The sequence below is a fragment of the Halomonas sp. genome (assembly GCF_034520545.1).
In the GTDB taxonomy this organism is placed as follows: Bacteria; Pseudomonadota; Gammaproteobacteria; order Pseudomonadales; family Halomonadaceae; genus Halomonas.
In genome coordinates this window covers 562,732-578,643 of record NZ_JAXHNN010000009.1, presented here as the reverse complement: position 1 = coordinate 578,643, position 15,912 = coordinate 562,732, and the positions used below count along the sequence as shown (strand labels likewise).

The 15,912-nt window shown below is 64.0% G+C and carries 12 protein-coding genes; 2 read left to right on the top strand and 10 right to left on the bottom strand.

The window, feature by feature from the left end:
* Positions 1-423: 423 nt before the first annotated feature.
* Positions 424-1,884, bottom strand: coding sequence for a glyceraldehyde-3-phosphate dehydrogenase (locus U5L98_RS07720; protein ID WP_322557734.1), 1,461 nt, complete (start codon positions 1,882-1,884; stop codon positions 424-426).
* Positions 1,885-2,087: 203 nt separating this feature from the next.
* Between U5L98_RS07720 and mfd the strand changes: the two genes are divergently transcribed.
* On the top strand, positions 2,088-5,537 hold the full coding sequence (gene mfd / locus U5L98_RS07715) for a transcription-repair coupling factor (RefSeq protein ID WP_322557733.1): 3,450 nt from the start codon (positions 2,088-2,090) through the stop codon (positions 5,535-5,537).
* Positions 5,538-5,769: 232 nt separating this feature from the next.
* Entirely contained in the window at positions 5,770-6,819 is a 1,050-nt protein-coding gene (locus U5L98_RS07710) for a L,D-transpeptidase family protein (RefSeq protein ID WP_322557732.1), read from the top strand.
* Between the two features lie 139 nt (positions 6,820-6,958).
* On the opposite strand, the gene U5L98_RS07705 is transcribed toward U5L98_RS07710, so the two are convergent.
* The 9 genes from U5L98_RS07705 to topA all read right to left on the bottom strand — a co-directional run bounded on the left by U5L98_RS07705 (position 6,959) and on the right by topA (position 15,688).
* The gene (locus U5L98_RS07705) at positions 6,959-7,222 is read right to left on the bottom strand and encodes an Lpp/OprI family alanine-zipper lipoprotein (protein WP_322557731.1); all 264 of its coding nucleotides are present in this window, start codon (positions 7,220-7,222) and stop codon (positions 6,959-6,961) included.
* Positions 7,223-7,399: 177 nt separating this feature from the next.
* Positions 7,400-8,011: a L,D-transpeptidase gene (locus tag U5L98_RS07700; RefSeq protein ID WP_322557730.1), complete on the bottom strand. Its 612-nt coding sequence runs from the start codon at positions 8,009-8,011 to the stop codon at positions 7,400-7,402.
* Positions 8,012-8,130: 119 nt separating this feature from the next.
* Complete coding sequence (locus U5L98_RS07695) at positions 8,131-9,381, bottom strand: GspE/PulE family protein (RefSeq protein ID WP_322557729.1); 1,251 nt, start codon at positions 9,379-9,381, stop codon at positions 8,131-8,133.
* Positions 9,381-9,803, bottom strand: a complete 423-nt coding sequence (locus U5L98_RS07690) for a GIY-YIG nuclease family protein (protein WP_322557728.1) — start codon at positions 9,801-9,803, stop codon at positions 9,381-9,383. The genes U5L98_RS07695 and U5L98_RS07690 overlap by 1 nt, the downstream gene beginning before the upstream one ends.
* A 10-nt stretch (positions 9,804-9,813) precedes the next feature.
* Positions 9,814-10,278, bottom strand: a complete 465-nt coding sequence (locus U5L98_RS07685) for a 2-hydroxyacyl-CoA dehydratase (protein WP_322557727.1) — start codon at positions 10,276-10,278, stop codon at positions 9,814-9,816.
* Between the two features lie 142 nt (positions 10,279-10,420).
* Positions 10,421-12,013 (bottom strand): ABC-F family ATPase, encoded by a 1,593-nt coding sequence (locus U5L98_RS07680; protein WP_322557726.1) that lies wholly within the window; start codon positions 12,011-12,013, stop codon positions 10,421-10,423.
* A 74-nt stretch (positions 12,014-12,087) separates the two neighbouring features.
* Entirely contained in the window at positions 12,088-12,591 is a 504-nt protein-coding gene (locus tag U5L98_RS07675) for an NYN domain-containing protein (RefSeq protein WP_322557725.1), read from the bottom strand.
* A complete protein-coding gene (locus U5L98_RS07670; RefSeq protein WP_322557724.1) occupies positions 12,591-13,055 on the bottom strand; it encodes a DUF6586 family protein in 465 nt (154 codons plus the stop codon). Before U5L98_RS07670 ends, U5L98_RS07675 begins: the two co-directional genes overlap by 1 nt.
* Complete coding sequence (gene topA / locus U5L98_RS07665; protein ID WP_322557723.1) at positions 13,052-15,688, bottom strand: type I DNA topoisomerase; 2,637 nt, start codon at positions 15,686-15,688, stop codon at positions 13,052-13,054. Before topA ends, U5L98_RS07670 begins: the two co-directional genes overlap by 4 nt.
* Between the last annotated feature and the right edge of the window lie 224 nt (positions 15,689-15,912).

Here is a 15,912-nt window from a genome sequence, read left to right as displayed (position 1 = left end):
TGTTTTCAGTACGTTACCAGTCAGGCCCGAGACACGCTCGAACCACCCCGAAAATCAGTCGTATTATAAAGAGAAGCGTGAAGGATGACCACCTGCCCTATGGTCGCAACCGCAAGACGGTCACATGACAGGGTAAAAGTGTCTCAGGGAGATGCCAAGGGGTAAGCGGCCAAGGAGCAAGGGGCAAGGGGCAAGGGGCAAGGGGCAAGGGGCAAGCTGCAAGCTGCAAGCTGCAAGCTGCAAGCTGCAAGCTGCAAGCTGCAAGCTGCAAGCTGCAAGCTGCAAGCTGCAAGCTGCAAGCTGCAAGCTGCAAGGCAGAGTGATTCGCCTCATGCTTTAAGCTGCAAGGATCTTCCTTATAGCTTGATCCTTGAAGCTTGTAGCCGCCCGAAGGGCCCTTGCAGCTTGTAGCTACCCGAAGGTCTACACCTTGGCGTGCGGCAGCTTGAGGAAGTGCACGTTGGAGACGTGTTGCAGGATGCGGATCACCTGGCAGCTGTAGCCGAACTCGTTGTCGTACCAGACATAGACCACCGCATTCTTGCCGTTGGCAATGGTCGCCTTGGCGTCGACGATGCCCGCATGGCGGTTGCCGACGAAGTCGGTAGAGACCACCTCGGGCGAATCGACGTAGTCGATCTGCTTCTGGTAGGGCGAATCCAGCGACATGCGACGCAGGAAGTCGTTGAGCGCCGCGGCGTCGGTCTCCTTCTCCAGACGCAGGTTGAGGATCGCCATGGAGACGTTGGGCGTCGGTACACGAATGGCGTTGCCGGTCAGCTTGCCGTCAAACTCCGGCAGCGCCTTGGCCACCGCCTTGGCGGCGCCGGTCTCGGTGAGCACCATGTTGAGCGGGGCGCTGCGGCCGCGGCGGTCGCCCTTGTGATAGTTGTCGATCAGGTTCTGGTCGTTGGTGTAGGAGTGCACGGTCTCCACGTGGCCGTGCTCGACGCCGAACTCGTCATTGAGCACCTTGAGCACCGGCACGATGGCATTGGTGGTGCACGAAGCCGCGGAGAGGATGCGATCCTGATCGCCGATGTCCTGGTGGTTGATGCCGTAGACGATGTTGGCGATGTTGCCCTTGCCCGGGGCAGTGAGGATCGTCTTGGCCACCCCCTTGCACTGGATATGCTGACCGAGGCCGTCCTCGTCGCGCCAGATGCCGGTGTTGTCGACCACCACGGCGTTATCGATGCCGTAGGCGGTATAGTCGATCTCGGTGGGTGAGTCGGCGTAGATGACCCGGATGACGTTGCCGTTGGCGGTAATGGTGCGTGCCTCGGCGTCCACGCTGATGGTGCCATCGAAGGGGCCATGCACGGAATCGCGACGCAACAGGCTGGCACGCTTCTCCAGGTCCTTGGCGATATCACCCCGGCCACGCACCACGATGGCACGCAGGCGCAGCAGGTTGCCGCCGCCGGCCTTCTCGATCAGCACACGCGCCAGGATCCGGCCGATCCGGCCGAAGCCATAGAGCACCACATCCTTGGGCTGCCCGTTGTGACCAGCCGCGTCACGGGCATCGATGATCTCGGCCAGCTCGTCACGCAGGAAGGTCACCGGGTCGCTGCCCTGCGCCTTGAAGGCCACACCAAGCTTGCCCACGTCGACATGGGCCGGCCCCAGGTTGAGCTCGGTCATCGCCTTGACCAGTGGGAAGGTGTCCTGCACGGACAGTTCTGTCCCCTCGATCTTGCGCACATAGCGGTGATCCTTGAGGATGCGGATCACGCTGCGGTTGAACAACGACCGCCCGAACATGGTCACGACCACGTTGTTGTGACGATAGAGGCTGCCGATCATCGGGATCATCTGCTCGGCGATCGCCTGGTTGTCGTGCCATTCCTGGAAGACGGTATCGAGGGCTTGCTGACTCACGGGTGACCTCTACTTGGTGGGAACAGGTGGGTAAAATTACCTCTGCATTATCCGGGGCGGCACCTGTCGGGGCAATCGCAGGATGGTCGCACCCGCTGTAGGCGATTTACAGAAACCTGCCGCTGACTACAGGGCAGCCGCGAGGCTGGTATCATGCCCCCTTTCTGCACGCCGCTCACGACCACGGTTGGGTAACCGATAGCATGCCGAACTTCTCGCCGCTCGACCCGCCGCGCCCTCAGGGGCTGCGCGACATTCTCTACTGGCAGACACCGCCGGGTAGCGCCACCGCCCTGGCACTGGCCCACCTGGCCGAGGATGCCCCGCTGCTGGTGATCACCCCCGACACTGCCACGGCCCAGCGCCTGGAGAGTGATCTGGGCTTCTATGGTCACCTGCCGGTGCTGCCCTTTCCCGACTGGGAGACGCTGCCCTACGACAGCTTCTCGCCACACCAGGACATCGTGTCTGAGCGGTTACGCACCCTGCGAAGACTGCAGGACGGTGAACATGGCATCGTGCTGGCGGCCATGAACACCCTGATGCAGCGCTTGCCGCCGGTGGATTACATCGCCGGGCGCGTGATGACGCTGGAAACCGGCCAGACCCTGGACCGCGAAGGGTTCCGCGATGCCCTGTCGCGGGCCGGGTACCGGGCCGTGGAGACGGTCTATGAGCCCGGCGAGTACGCCCTGCGCGGCGCATTGATCGACCTCTTTCCGATGGGCGCCGAGGCAGCGCTGCGCATCGATCTGTTCGATGACGAGATCGACACCCTGCGTCACTTCGATCCGGACACCCAGCGCAGCCAGGACAGGGTCGAGCGCGTTGAGCTGCTGCCCGCCCACGAATATTCTCTTTCGCGCAGCGCCATCGCCTGTTTCCGTGAGGGCTTCGAGACGCTGTTCGACGTCGACCCGCGCCAGTGCCCGCTCTATGTGGATGCCCTCAAGGGCATTCCCTCACCGGGGCTGGAGCAGTATCTGCCGCTGTTCTTCGAGGAGACCGCCACGCTCTTCGAGCACCTGGCCGAGGGCACCCGGGTGGCCATGCTGCCTGGGGTGTTCGAGGCCGCCGAGCACCACTGGGAGGCCATCGAGAGCCGCTACGAGAACCTCGGTGTCGATCCCACTCGTCCGCTGCTACCGCCCCATCGCGCCTTCGTGCCCGTCTCCGAGGCGTTCGGCGCCATCAAACGCCACCCCCGGGTGGCCCTGACCGACGATGCCGAGCATCGACATGCCGTGGCGCCTGCCACACAGCCACCGCCGACGGTGACGGTGAATGCCCGGGCCAAGCAACCGCTGGCCGAGCTGGAGAGCTTCCTCGCCGAGCATCCCGCCACGCGGGTGCTGTTCGTCGCCGAGTCGCGTGGTCGGCGCGAGGCCCTGGAGGAGACCCTGGGGCCGCTGAGGCTCGAGCTGCGCCATGTGGAGGACTTCCCGGCCTTTCTGAGCTGCGACTCGCGCCTGGCAATCACCGAGGGCGAGATCGATGCCGGCCTGTGGCTGACCGACCCGGATCTGGCGGTGATCAGCGAGACGGAGCTGTTCGGCGAGGTGGTACGCCAGAGCCGGCGCCGCGAACGCTCCACCGATGACAGCGAGCTGGCGATCCGTCATCTCTCCGAGCTGCGCCCCGGCGCCCCGGTCGTCCACCAGGCTCATGGCGTGGGTCGCTACAAGGGACTCGAGACGATCGAGGCGGGCGGCCAGGCCGCCGAGTTCGTGACCCTGGAGTATGCCGATGGCGCGCGCCTCTATGTGCCCGTGGACAGCCTACACCTGATCTCACGCTACGCCGGCGCCGATGACGAACTGGCGCCGCTGCACCGGCTGGGCTCTGAGCAGTGGGAAAAGGCGCGCCGCCGCGCCGCCGAGAAGATCCGCGACACCGCCGCCGAGCTGCTCGACATCTACGCCCGCCGCGAGGCCCGGGAGGGCTTCGCCTGCGCACCGCCCGACGCAGAGTACGCCCGCTTCGCGGCCAGCTTCCCGTTCGAGGAAACCCCCGACCAGCGCGCGGCCATCCAGGCCGTGATCGGCGACATGACCGCCCCGCGCCCCATGGACCGAGTCGTCTGCGGCGATGTGGGGTTCGGCAAGACGGAAGTCGCCATGCGCGCGGCCTTCCTCGCCGTGCACTCCAGCCGCCAGGTGGTGGTGCTGGTGCCCACCACCCTGCTCGCCCGCCAGCACTATGAGAACTTCCGCGATCGCTTCGCCGACACCGCGGTGAACATCGAGCTGATCTCGCGCTTCACGGCGGGTAAGGGTCAGGCCGCTTCCTTGAAGCGCATCGAGGAGGGCCAGGCGGATATCGTCATCGGCACGCACAAGCTGCTCTCGAAGAACACGAAACTGCCCCACATGGGGCTGCTGATTATCGACGAGGAGCACCGTTTCGGCGTGGCCCAGAAGGAGCGTCTCAAGAGCCTGCGGGCCGAGGTGGATATCCTGACCATGACCGCCACGCCGATCCCGCGCACGCTGAACATGGCAATGAGCGGCATCCGCGACCTGTCGATCATTGCCACGCCCCCGGCCCGACGCCTTTCGGTGAAGACCTTCGTCCAGCAGCGTGACGAAGCGGTGATCAAGGAGGCGATCCTGCGCGAGATCCTGCGCGGCGGCCAGGTCTACTTCCTGCACAATGAGGTCAAGACCATCGAGACCGCCGCCGAGAAGGTGCGCGAACTGGTGCCCGACGCCCGGGTCGGCGTCGCCCACGGCCAACTGCCGGAGCGCTCGCTGGAGCGGGTGATGTCCGACTTCTATCATAAGCGCTTCAACGTGCTGATCTGCTCGACCATCATCGAAACCGGCATCGACGTTCCCAGCGCCAACACCATCGTCATCGAGCGGGCGGACAAGTTCGGCCTGGCCCAGCTCCACCAGCTGCGCGGCCGGGTCGGGCGCAGCCATCACCAGGCCTATGCCTACTTGCTGGCCCCGCCGCCCCGCCTGATGAGCAAGGATGCCGCCAAGCGACTGGAGGCCATCGCCGGTGCCGAGGACCTGGGTGCTGGCTTCACCCTGGCCAGCCACGATATGGAGATCCGTGGCGCGGGCGAACTGCTCGGCGAGGAGCAGAGCGGCCAGATGGAGGCCGTCGGTTACGGCCTCTACATGCAGATGCTCGATCGCGCCGTGAAGGCGATTCGCGAGGGCCGCACGCCCAACATCGAGGCGCCGCTGGAGCAGGGCGTCGAGATCAGCCTCAACCTGCCGGCCTTGATTCCCGACGACTACCTCCACGATGTCCAGCAGCGGCTGGTGATGTACAAGCGCATCGCCAACGCCAATGACGAGGCCGAACTCAAGGAGCTGCAGGTGGAGATGATCGACCGCTTCGGCCTGCTGCCGGCGCCGGTGAAGACCCTGCTGCGCCAGACCCGGCTGCGCCAGCGTGCCGAGCGCCTGGGCATCACCCGCCTGGAGGCAGGTCCCGAGAAGGGCCGGGTGATCTTCGGTAGCCAGACTGACGTCGACCCGCTAGTGCTGGTGGAGCTGATCCAGCACGCACCGGATCGCTACCGCCTGGATGGCGCCGACACCCTGCGCTTCGAGGCGCCGATGGAGAAGGAAGAGGCCCGTTTCCAGGCGGTGGAGCAGCTTCTCGACACGCTCAACCGCAAGGCCGAGGCGGCGTAAGGCCCGGAAAGATTGCACCGGATTTCACCGGGGTCGGGGTGCACCGGGGTCAGACCCTTAAGCAGCCTTTGGGATTCCATCCCAAAGGCTGCTTAAGGGTCTGACCCCAAGTGAGTGGAACCCCAAGTGGGAGCTAGCGGATTTCTGCCTCGCCGGGCGATACTATAGGGTCAGAGCGCCCAGGATGGGCCCATCGCAGCCCCCGACCCACGGCAACCTAGAGAACGACCTCATGAAACATTCTTCCTCGCTCGGGCGCGTTGCCCGATTCGCCACGGCGCTGGGTCTCTGCACTGCCCTAACCACGCCGCTCCAGGCTAGCACCCAGGAGTGGCCGCGTGGTTACTATCCTCTTCCCGAGGAAGGGGACCTGGTCGGCGAGGTATACAGAGTCGTCGCCGAGAGCGGCGATACGCTGATCGATATCGGACACGAGCATGGCATCGGCTACGAGGAGATGGTGCGCGCCAATCCGGATGTCAGCATCTGGGCGCCCTTCGCGGGCACTGCGGTGGTGATTCCCGGCCGCTTCATCCTTCCCGAGGGGTCCCGCGAGGGTGTGGTGGTTAACGTGGCGGAGATGCGTCTCTACTACTACCCCCCGGCCGGGGAAGACGAGACGCCACGCGTCGAGACCTACCCCATCGCCGTTGGTCGCATGGACTGGAAGACCCCCCTGGGCACCACTCGCATCACCGAGAAGGTCAAGAACCCGGCCTGGTACCCGCCGGCGTCGATCCGTCGTGAGCATGCCGAGGCTGGCGATCCTCTTCCCAGCGTGGTGCCACCGGGGCCAGACAATCCCATGGGGACTCGCAAGATGCGCCTGGGTATTCCCGGCTACCTGATCCATGGCACCAATCGCCCCGAGGGCGTGGGCATGCGCGTGACCCATGGCTGCATCAGGATGCTGCCCGAGGACATCGAGGCCCTCTTCCCACGCCTGCCCATCGGCACCCAGGTCACGCTGATAAACGAGACGTTCAAGCTCGGTTGGGCCGATGGCACCCTGCACGTCCAGGCCTATCCCTACCTGGACGAGGAGGACGGCACCACCATCCAGCGCATCACCGAGGCCCTCAACCAGGTCGATATGGCGACCAGCGGGCTCGACTATCCGGTGGATTACGCTCGTCTTCGCGAGGTCGTGGAAGTGCCGCAGGGCATGCCCGTGGCGCTGGATGCCAACGCCCCGCAACCGGCGCCGGAGACGCTCTGGGATCGCCTTGAACTGATCGCCGCCGACACTGCCTCTGAGGAGCGCCAGGCCGAGGAAGGCTAGAAAACTAAGCTTCCGCCCATAAGCTCCCGTTCATAAGCTCCCGTTCATAAGCTCCCGCCCATAAAACAGGGGCCTCACCGAACGGCGAGGCCCCTGTCTTGAAGGTTCTACTACCGCCCTGCCGGGCGGTCGAGAACGATCACTTGCGCATGGAACGCTCGAACATGCGGTTCATCTCTTCGCGGTTCTGCTCGGACATCTGCAGGGCCGCGCGAGCGTCGCGCTGTGCCTGGTTGGCAGTGCTCTGCGCCTGGGTAGCGATGCTGCGTGCCTCAGCAGCGTCGGCCTGTGCAGACTCAGCGGTCATGCGAACGTCTTCCAGGGCGCTGCTAGAGGCACAACCAGCCAGGACGGCCAGGGATGCGGCAGCGGCGGTCAGCTTCAGAGTAGTCTTCAGAGTCATAGTGTTCTCCTTGAGTCTTCCTTGGGTACTGCATTGATGTTGCCTGAGAATCAGGCTTCCTGCGGAAGCAGGCCTTCTTGCAGCGACTTCTGCTGCGAAGCACAGGAGTCAAACGCTGTTTTATAATATGCAACGGCGCTTGTCCATAGCTTAGAACGTCCCTAGCGTATGTAAAGCCTAGCGGATCACGACGCGTGTGCCAATGTCGATCAATGACGACAGACGCTCGACCTGCGAGTCTGTCACCGCCACACAGCCATCCGTCCAATGGAATCGCTCGTGGATATCGGTATCCCCCTTGCCGACTCCATGAATGCCGATGAAGCCGCCGAGCGCGGTCTCCTGGGGAGGATAGCCGTGTCGACGGTAGTAGGAGAAATAGTCGTCATAGTCCTGTTGACTGTAGATCCCGGCCTCCAACGCCATGCGGGCGTGGGTCGGGGTGGGATAGTCGAGCCCGATGAAGATGTGAAACTTGCTGCTGTGATTGAAGCGGTTGACCCGGAACTCGCCGAGTGGCGTGGCCCGGTCGCCTCGCTGGCGCTGCGGCCTGGCGCCACCGCGGCCCAGCGAAACCGGCTCGAAGCGCTCGAGCAAGCGGTTACCCCGGTAGACACTGAGCGCCGCTTCGCTGTCTTCGACCAGCACCCACAGCTCGCTGTCATGGCGAGGGACGATGGCACGGGACAGCAGGCTATCCATCAGGCTCGCAGACGCGTGCGAGTCCAGCAGCAGCAAGGGCGAACTCAGCGCCAGCAGGCCGAAGCGGCGACGGGACAAATGCTTCATCGGTGGCATCTCTGTGGCATGGAAGGAAATGAAAGCGCGCAGTGCAGCCGTTATACCGGATTGGCCTCCGACTGTCAGGAGGGAAGCGCGAGCACTCCATGCCGGTCCTCCCCGGCGCGTCAGCCGGGCAGAATAGCGCCCATCCGGAAGACCTCGCGCAGGCTGGTGATGCCGGCCTCGGCCTTGGCCAGGCCGTCGGCAAACATCAAGGTCTCGCCGCGTTCCAGCAGGTTGCGTCGCAGAGCCGCGTCGTCGGCATGGCGCAGCAAAAGGGCATGATCCTCCGGAGTGGGCTGCCATATCTCGAATACCCCGATGCGCTCCCGATAGCCCAGATCATCACAGTGCTCGCACCCCACCGGCACCCAGGCATACTCGGGTACCTCGACCCCTACCGCTTCGAGCCACTGGGCATCCTGGGCGGGAGTTGGCTGACGCTCGCGACAGTGCTCACAGAGGCGGCGAACCAGACGCTGGGCAATCACCAGACCAAGCGTGGCGCTAATGTCGGCATCCTCCAACCCCAGTTGTCGCAACATCGAGACAACTCCAACGGCATCGCGGCTATGCAGGGTTCCCATCAGCGAACGACCGCTGCTGGCCACACTGACGGCCGCCGAGGCGGAGCCGGCATCACGAATCTCGCCGATCAGCATATAGTCCGGATCCAGGCGCAGCATGGAGCGGGTGCCGGAGGCGAAGTCGAGCCCGTTCGCGGTGTCTACCTGGATCTGGTTGATGCCGGGGATGGCGTACTCCACGGGATCCTCGAGCGTCACCACGTGACTGTCGGTGAGGCGAAGCTGGTTCAGCAACGTGTAGAGGGTAGTGGTCTTGCCGGCCCCGGTGGGACCAGCCACCAGCAGCATGCCGCCGGTGGCATCCATCCAGCGGCGAATTCCCCGTGCGCCCTCCTCGCCGATCCCCAGCGAGAGGGGATCCTCAAAGGTCATGGGGGGGGCGAGAAAGCGAATGGCCAGTTTCTCACCGGCAACGCAGTGCACGGCGGTCACTCGCAGCGAGATCCCTTCCTCGTCCTCGTCATCGAGAAACCAGCTGAAGCTGCTGTCGTGGGCGCCATGCGAGGGCATGGGATCGAGCTGGGCCAGGACCTTGAACTGATTGACCAGTTGCAGCCCCGTGCCGACATCGAGTTCCAGCCCATCAATGACGCGACCGTCGATGCGCAGGCGAAGTCGCCATTGCTCCGGGGAAGGATCGATATGGATATCACTGGCCCGCGCGCGCGAGGCCTCCTCAAGCAGCACATGGGCCATCAGGGGCTCGTTGTCGGCCCCTGCCGGATCGGCCACCAGGGCCGCGAGGCGCGGCAGGAGCCGACGCCCTGCCGGCTGCCGTTCACTCGCCATCAGTCGCTACGCTCGACAATGAACTGAGACATCAGCTTGTCGGTACGACCGCGCAAGTGCATTTCGGTCTTGTCGAAGGGAAAACGGTCGATGTAGTCCTGGTTTACCGGCGGTTTGTGGACGTACACCAGAGCCGCCTCTAGCCGCTCGCGGTAGACATAGGTGGCCGCCGCCACGCTATAGCAAAGCACCTCGCCCTCTTCCAGGCGGCTGGCCCAGGTTTCTCTCAGCTCGTGATGGCGAATGCGTTGACGCACGTCGCCGGATTCACCGATATAGAGCAACCGCTCAACGCCGGGCTCGCCATCGGCTGCGGCCGTGCCAGCGTAGACACAGAAGATTCCCGATACGTCAGGAATCTCGCCAAGCTGCTCGTCCGTCCAGTAGCCCAGCAGCTTGAGTGACAGGATCTGATCCGACATCGCTTTCTCCTCAGTAGTCCTCGAGTCGTTGCATATCGCGAGCAATTCGCCGTACCTCGGCCTCGTGGCCGGTAGAGAGCGATTCGAAGAACTCGCGCTCGGCGTCTGCGGCCGCAAGCTCAGCACGATGAGCATACATGTCTTGCAGCGTCCTGTGCATGGTCAGTGCCGTGGAAAGCACGTCCTGCACACTGTCGCACGATATGCATTCGGTAAGGCGATTGAGCATGGGTGCATGGGGAAAGTCGGTCGGATCATCGAACCAGGTCTCGAGAACCTTGCGATGATCGCTCTCTTCCTCGAGGTATTCGGTGAGCTCGGTCTGCATCTTGCGTTCGTGCTCGGCGAGGTACTCCAGGGCCATGCGAACCCGATCACTTACGTCACCAGCGGCCAGCTGATCATACTGCTCGGCGAGCTTCCGGTGGTAGTCGGCCGCCCAGGCGACCAACTCCTTGACTTGATGAAAGCGCATTTCGGCTCCTCCCACTGATGCCCAGAGACGGGCGAATGGTCCATGCCTTTATCCTAGCCAAGTCGCATCCATCACGCTTGATGCATATCAACTTGCAGGCTTCCGGACAAGGAAGCGTCGCTGGACACTTTTTCTCAGAACGTCAGCCGAACAGCCCCTGGCTGCGCAGGTAGTCGTCGTAGCTGCCGCTGAAGTCAGTGATGCCCTGCTCGCTCATGTCCAGAATGCGGGTCGCCAGGGAAGAGACGAACTCGCGATCATGGCTGACAAATATCAGCGTGCCAGGGTAGTTTTCCAGGGCCAGGTTGAGCGCCTCGATGGATTCCATGTCCAGGTGGTTGGTGGGCTCGTCCATGAGCAGCACGTTAGGCCGGGTGAGGGCCAGCTTGCCGAACAGCATGCGGCCCTGCTCGCCTCCGGAGATCACCTTGACCGACTTGCCGATGTCGTCGCTGGAGAACAGCATTCGGCCCAGGGCGCCGCGCACTTCCTGCTCGCCGCCCTGGGTCCACTGGGCCATCCATTCGAATAGGGTGGCTTGATTGGCGAAATCGTCGGCATGGTCCTGGGCGTAGATGCCGAGTTCGGCGCTATCGGTCCAGCGCACGGCTCCGGCATCAGGATGCAGCTCGCCGGCCAGAGTGCGCAACAGCGTCGTCTTGCCGATGCCGTTGGGACCGATGATGGCAATGCGCTCGCCGGCTTCCACGGTCATCGAGAAGCGCTCGAAGAGCGGAGCCTCCTCGGCGAAACCCTTGGTAAGGGCCTCGACGTTGACCGCGTTACGGTGGATCTTCCTGGCCTGATCGAAGCGGATGAAGGGACTGACCCGGCTGGAGGGCTTGATATCCTCGAGCTTGATCTTGTCGATCTGCCGTGCCCGGGAGGTCGCCTGCTTGGCCTTGGAGGCATTGGCCGAAAAGCGGCTGACGAACTGCTGCAGTTCGGCGATCTGCGCCTTCTTCTTGGCGTTGTCGGCGTGCTGACGTTCACGCACGGCGGTCGCGGCGGTCATGTAGTCGTCGTAGTTGCCGGGAAACAGCGTGATCTCGCCATAATCCAGGTCTGCCATGTGCGTGCAGACGCTATTCAAGAAGTGGCGGTCGTGGGAAATGATGATCATGGTGCTGTTGCGTGCGGTGAGCATGCCTTCCAGCCAACGGATGGTGTTGATGTCCAGGTGGTTGGTGGGCTCGTCGAGCAGCAGCACATCGGGGTCGGCAAACAGCGCCTGGGCCAACAGCACGCGCAGCTTCCAGCCCGGCGCGATCTCGCTCATGGGGCCGGTGTGCTGGTGCAGCGGGATGCCGAGCCCCAGCAGAAGCTCCGCGGCCCGGGGCTCGGCAGTGTAGCCGTCGAGCTCGGCGAAGCGCACCTCGAGGTCGGCCACGGCCATGCCGTCTTCTTCGCTCATCTCGGGCAGCGAGTAGATGCGTTCGCGTTCGGCCGCCACCTGCCAGAGCTCTTCGTTGCCCATGATCACGGTGTCGATGACCCGCTCTTCCTCGAAGGCAAACTGGTCCTGGCGCAGCTTGCCGAGCCGGGTACCGGACTCGACCATCACCTGCCCTGAGGAGGGCTCCAGGTCACCGCCGAGAATCTTCATGAAGGTGGACTTGCCGCAGCCGTTGGCACCGATCAGGCCGTAACGGTTGCCGTTGCCGAATTTGACGGAGACGTTTTCGAACAGCGGCTTGGCGCCGAACTGCATGGTGATATTGGCGGTGGAGATCAATGAAGGGTCCAGTCAGTGCATGAAACGGGGGCGCGATTGTACCGGTTCTGGTCGCCGATCACACCCGGCGCTGTCTAGAGCAACAACTCCCCTTCGATGGGCACGAAGTGGCTGGCCGCGCGGATCAGCGAATCGGCAGTCAGCCGTTCCACACCGACCACCTCCACTACGGTCCCATGGCGCTCACGCAGCCGCTCGACCAGCAGATCGAAGTCGCCGTCGCCCGAGACCAGCACCACCCGGTCTACCAGCGGTGCGGCCTCCATGGCGTCAAGGGCGATGCCCACGTCCCAGTCGCCCTTGGCTGAGCCGTCGCGACGCTGGATGAATGGCTTGAGCTTCACGGTGAAGCCGATGCCGCGCAGGATGGCCTGGAACTGTTGCTGGCGGGGGTCGCCGCGCGCCACCGCATAGGAGTTGGCCACCACCACCTCGCGTCCGGCCGCGAAGCGCCTCCAGAAAGCGTTGTAGTCGAAGTGGCGACCGAAGGCCTCGCGGGTGGTGTAGTAGACGTTCTGGACGTCGACGAAGATGGCTAATTTTTCTTTAGGGTCTGACCCCAAGGAATGGTTAGGCACTACCACTCCTCGCTGGTCTCGCGCAGGGCGGCGATCTCGGCCTTGGCCTCGGCGAGGCACCAGCGCAGTTCGTCGCCCAGCGACGCTGTGCTGCCCACGGCGATCAACCCACTAGCCGCGCCGCTGGTGCGACGCGCCACCCCGTCGCTGCCATGCAACGCCTCGAGCTTTCCGATCAACCAGCAAAGCCAGCTGTCGGGACGCGCGGCCAGTTCGCGCAGCCGGTGCAGTTCAGCGATGCCGGCACCCTCGGGGCCGAGCAACTCGCGCCAATCGTGACGCTCCAGGTTGGCGAGCTCGGTGACCTCACGCAGCATCGACTCCAGCGCCAGCTCGACCAGTGCCAGGCTGCCCTCCTCCGCGGCCATGCGCCTTGCAGCGGCATGCTCGTCATCGCCGGCCGGCAACGCGAGCAGCAGATCCGCCTGATAGAGCAACTGGTTGGTGCGCGATCTCGGGGTCACTTGCGCTTGTCCTCCACCTGCCACTTGCTGCCGTCGAAGGTCGCCTTCCAGCCGGTGGCCTTGCCGCCCTCATCGGTCATCACGAACTGCTCCTTGGTCTTGCGCGAGAAGCGGATCTGCGCCGGACGGCCATCCGGATCCTCGCTGGGAGCGTCGAGCAGGAAGCGATACTTGTCGGGCAGCTCCTCGGCATGAGCCTTGAGCTCCTTGACCAGCGGCGGGCGCGTCTCGCGGTTCTTGGGGAACTTGCTGGCCGCCAGGAAGAGGCCGCTGGCACCGTCGCGCAGCACGTAGTGGTCCTCGACCTTCTGGCAGGCGAGTTCTGGCATGGGGATGGGGTCCATCTTAGGGGGCGCCACCTCACCGCTGCGCAGCAGCTTGCGCGTGTTCTTGCACTCGCTGTTGGTGCAGCCGAAGTACTTGCCGAAACGCCCGGTCTTGAGCTGCATCTCGCTGCCGCACTTGTCGCACTCGATGGTCGGGCCTTCGTAGCCCTTGATGCGAAACTTGCCCTTCTCGATCTCGTAGCCGTCGCAGTCCGGGCTGTTACCGCAGATGTGCAGCTTGCGGGTCTCGTCGATGAGGTAGCTATCCATGGCGGTGCCGCACTTGGGACAGCGATGCTTGGCGCGCAGTGCATCGGTCTCGGCCTCCTCGCCGGCATCGGCGGCCACCGCCTCGTCGCCGGGCAGCAGGTCGATGGTGGTCTTGCAGCGCTCCTTGGGGGGCAAGTTATAGCCGGAGCAGCCCAGGAAGACCCCGGTGGAGGCGGTACGGATCTGCATCTTGCGTCCGCAGGTCGGGCAATCGATGTCGGTGGGCACCGGCTGGTTGGGGCGCATGCCCTCCTCGCTCTCGGCCTCCTCGAGTTCCTTCTTGAACTCGGCGTAGAAGGCATCGAGCAGCGCCCGCCAGTTGCGTTCACCTTCGGCTACCTCGTCGAGACTATCCTCCATGCGCGCGGTGAAGGAGAAGTCCATCAGGTCGGGGAAGGACTCCTTGAGCCGCTCGGTGACGATGTCGCCGAGCTTTTCGGCATAGAAGCGCCGACTCTCCAGCTTGACGTAGCCACGATCCTGGATGGTGGAGATGATCGCGGCATAGGTAGAGGGACGGCCGATACCGCGCTTTTCCAGCTCCTTGACCAGGCTCGCCTCGGTATAGCGAGCCGGGGGCTTGGTGAAGTGCTGCTGGGGATCGAGTTGCTCCAGCGTCATGGGCGTGCCCTCGGCGAGATCGGGCAACGACTGGTCCTCCTCCTTGCGCCCCATCGGTTTCATTACCCGGGTGTAGCCGTCGAACTTCAGCACCCGCCCCTTGGCTCGCAGCTCATAGCCGTCGACCTCGACGGTCAGGGTGCTGGAGAGGTACTCGGCGGGCGTCATCTGGCAGGCTACGAACTGGCGCCAGATCAACTCGTAGAGACGCTCAGTGTCGCGCTCCATGCCGGCCAGATCGGTGGCCCGGCGCCCCACATCGGAGGGGCGGATGGCCTCGTGGGCTTCCTGGGCACCCTCCTTGCTGGAGTAGCGATTGGGCGCCTCGGGCAGGTAGCGCGTGCCGAACTCCTCACCAATGAACTCGCGCACGTTCTCCACCGCCTCCTTCGAGAGGTTGGTGGAATCGGTGCGCATATAGGTGATGTAGCCGGCCTCGTAGAGGCGCTGGGCCAAGGTCATGGTCTTCTTCACCGAGAAACCCAGCCGCCCACTGGCCGCCTGCTGTAGCGTCGAGGTGATGAAAGGGGCATTGGGCTTCGAGCTGGTCGGCTTGTCTTCCCGAGCGGTGATCGCCAGGCTCGCCTTGCGCAATGCGGCGATGCGCTCCAGCGTCTCGGCCTTGGATGTGGGCCGGAACGGCTTGCCATCCTGGCGAACCAGCTCGAAGCGAACCGCCGTCTGGTCTTCACCGGCAGGCCGCAGGTCGGCATGAACATCCCAGAACTCCTCAGGGATGAAGGCGTGGATCTCGCGCTCGCGCTCGACGATCAGGCGAGTGGCCACCGACTGCACCCGGCCGGCGGAGAGGCCACGGGCAATCTTGGCCCACAGCAGCGGCGAGAGCATGAAGCCCACTACTCGATCGAGGAAGCGACGCGCCTGCTGCGCCTCGACGCGCGGGATGTTCAGGCTGCCGGGTTCCTTGAAGGCCTCCTGAATGGCGTTCTTGGTGATCTCGTTGAACACGACCCGCCGGTAGCGATCGTCATCGCCACCGATCGTCTCACGCAGGTGCCAGGCGATGGCTTCACCCTCACGGTCAAGGTCGGTGGCCAGATAGACCGTATCGGCCTTCTCGGCGAGCTTCTTGAGCTCGGCAACCACCTTCTCCTTGCCCGGCAGGATCTCGTAATGCGCCTTCCAGCCATGCTCAGGGTCGATGCCCATGCGCCGAATCAGCTGATCATGGGCCTTGTGTTTGCGGTGTTCGGCCTTCTCCTCGGGCGACATCTTGCGGGTCACCGCGGCCTGACGGGCACGCTCCTTGGGGTCCGAGGCTGCCTTGCCGGCGCCGCTGGTCGGCAGATCACGGATGTGCCCCACGCTCGACTTCACGATGAAGTCGTTGCCGAGATACTTGTTGATCGTCTTGGCCTTGGCGGGCGACTCGACGATGACCAGTGACTTGCCCATAGTGCTCCACTGTGCTGATGACGCACGCTACAAAGCGTGCGTCAGACGGTTTCGGCCCGCCCTTTCCGGCGGGTGAAAAATGCGATTACCCTACCCCAGCGGTCGCCTTCACGCCAGCTACCGCCAGCAGCCCCTAGGGCAATCGCAGATAGCAAACTGCTCGGAGCTGTTCCGTTGGCAGGCCTACGAGGAGGCGCTGTGAATACCTCCATGTACGCTACCGA

Coding starts and splice junctions, on each gene's coding strand:
- mfd (WP_322557733.1), top strand. CDS start 2,088: ATGCCGAACTTCTCGCCGCTCGACCCGCCGCGCCCTCAGGGGCTGCGC.
- U5L98_RS07710 (WP_322557732.1), top strand. CDS start 5,770: ATGAAACATTCTTCCTCGCTCGGGCGCGTTGCCCGATTCGCCACGGCG.
- U5L98_RS07705 (WP_322557731.1), bottom strand. CDS start 7,222: ATGACTCTGAAGACTACTCTGAAGCTGACCGCCGCTGCCGCATCCCTG.
- U5L98_RS07700 (WP_322557730.1), bottom strand. CDS start 8,011: ATGAAGCATTTGTCCCGTCGCCGCTTCGGCCTGCTGGCGCTGAGTTCG.
- U5L98_RS07695 (WP_322557729.1), bottom strand. CDS start 9,381: ATGGCGAGTGAACGGCAGCCGGCAGGGCGTCGGCTCCTGCCGCGCCTC.
- U5L98_RS07690 (WP_322557728.1), bottom strand. CDS start 9,803: ATGTCGGATCAGATCCTGTCACTCAAGCTGCTGGGCTACTGGACGGAC.
- U5L98_RS07685 (WP_322557727.1), bottom strand. CDS start 10,278: ATGCGCTTTCATCAAGTCAAGGAGTTGGTCGCCTGGGCGGCCGACTAC.
- topA (WP_322557723.1), bottom strand. CDS start 15,688: ATGGGCAAGTCACTGGTCATCGTCGAGTCGCCCGCCAAGGCCAAGACG.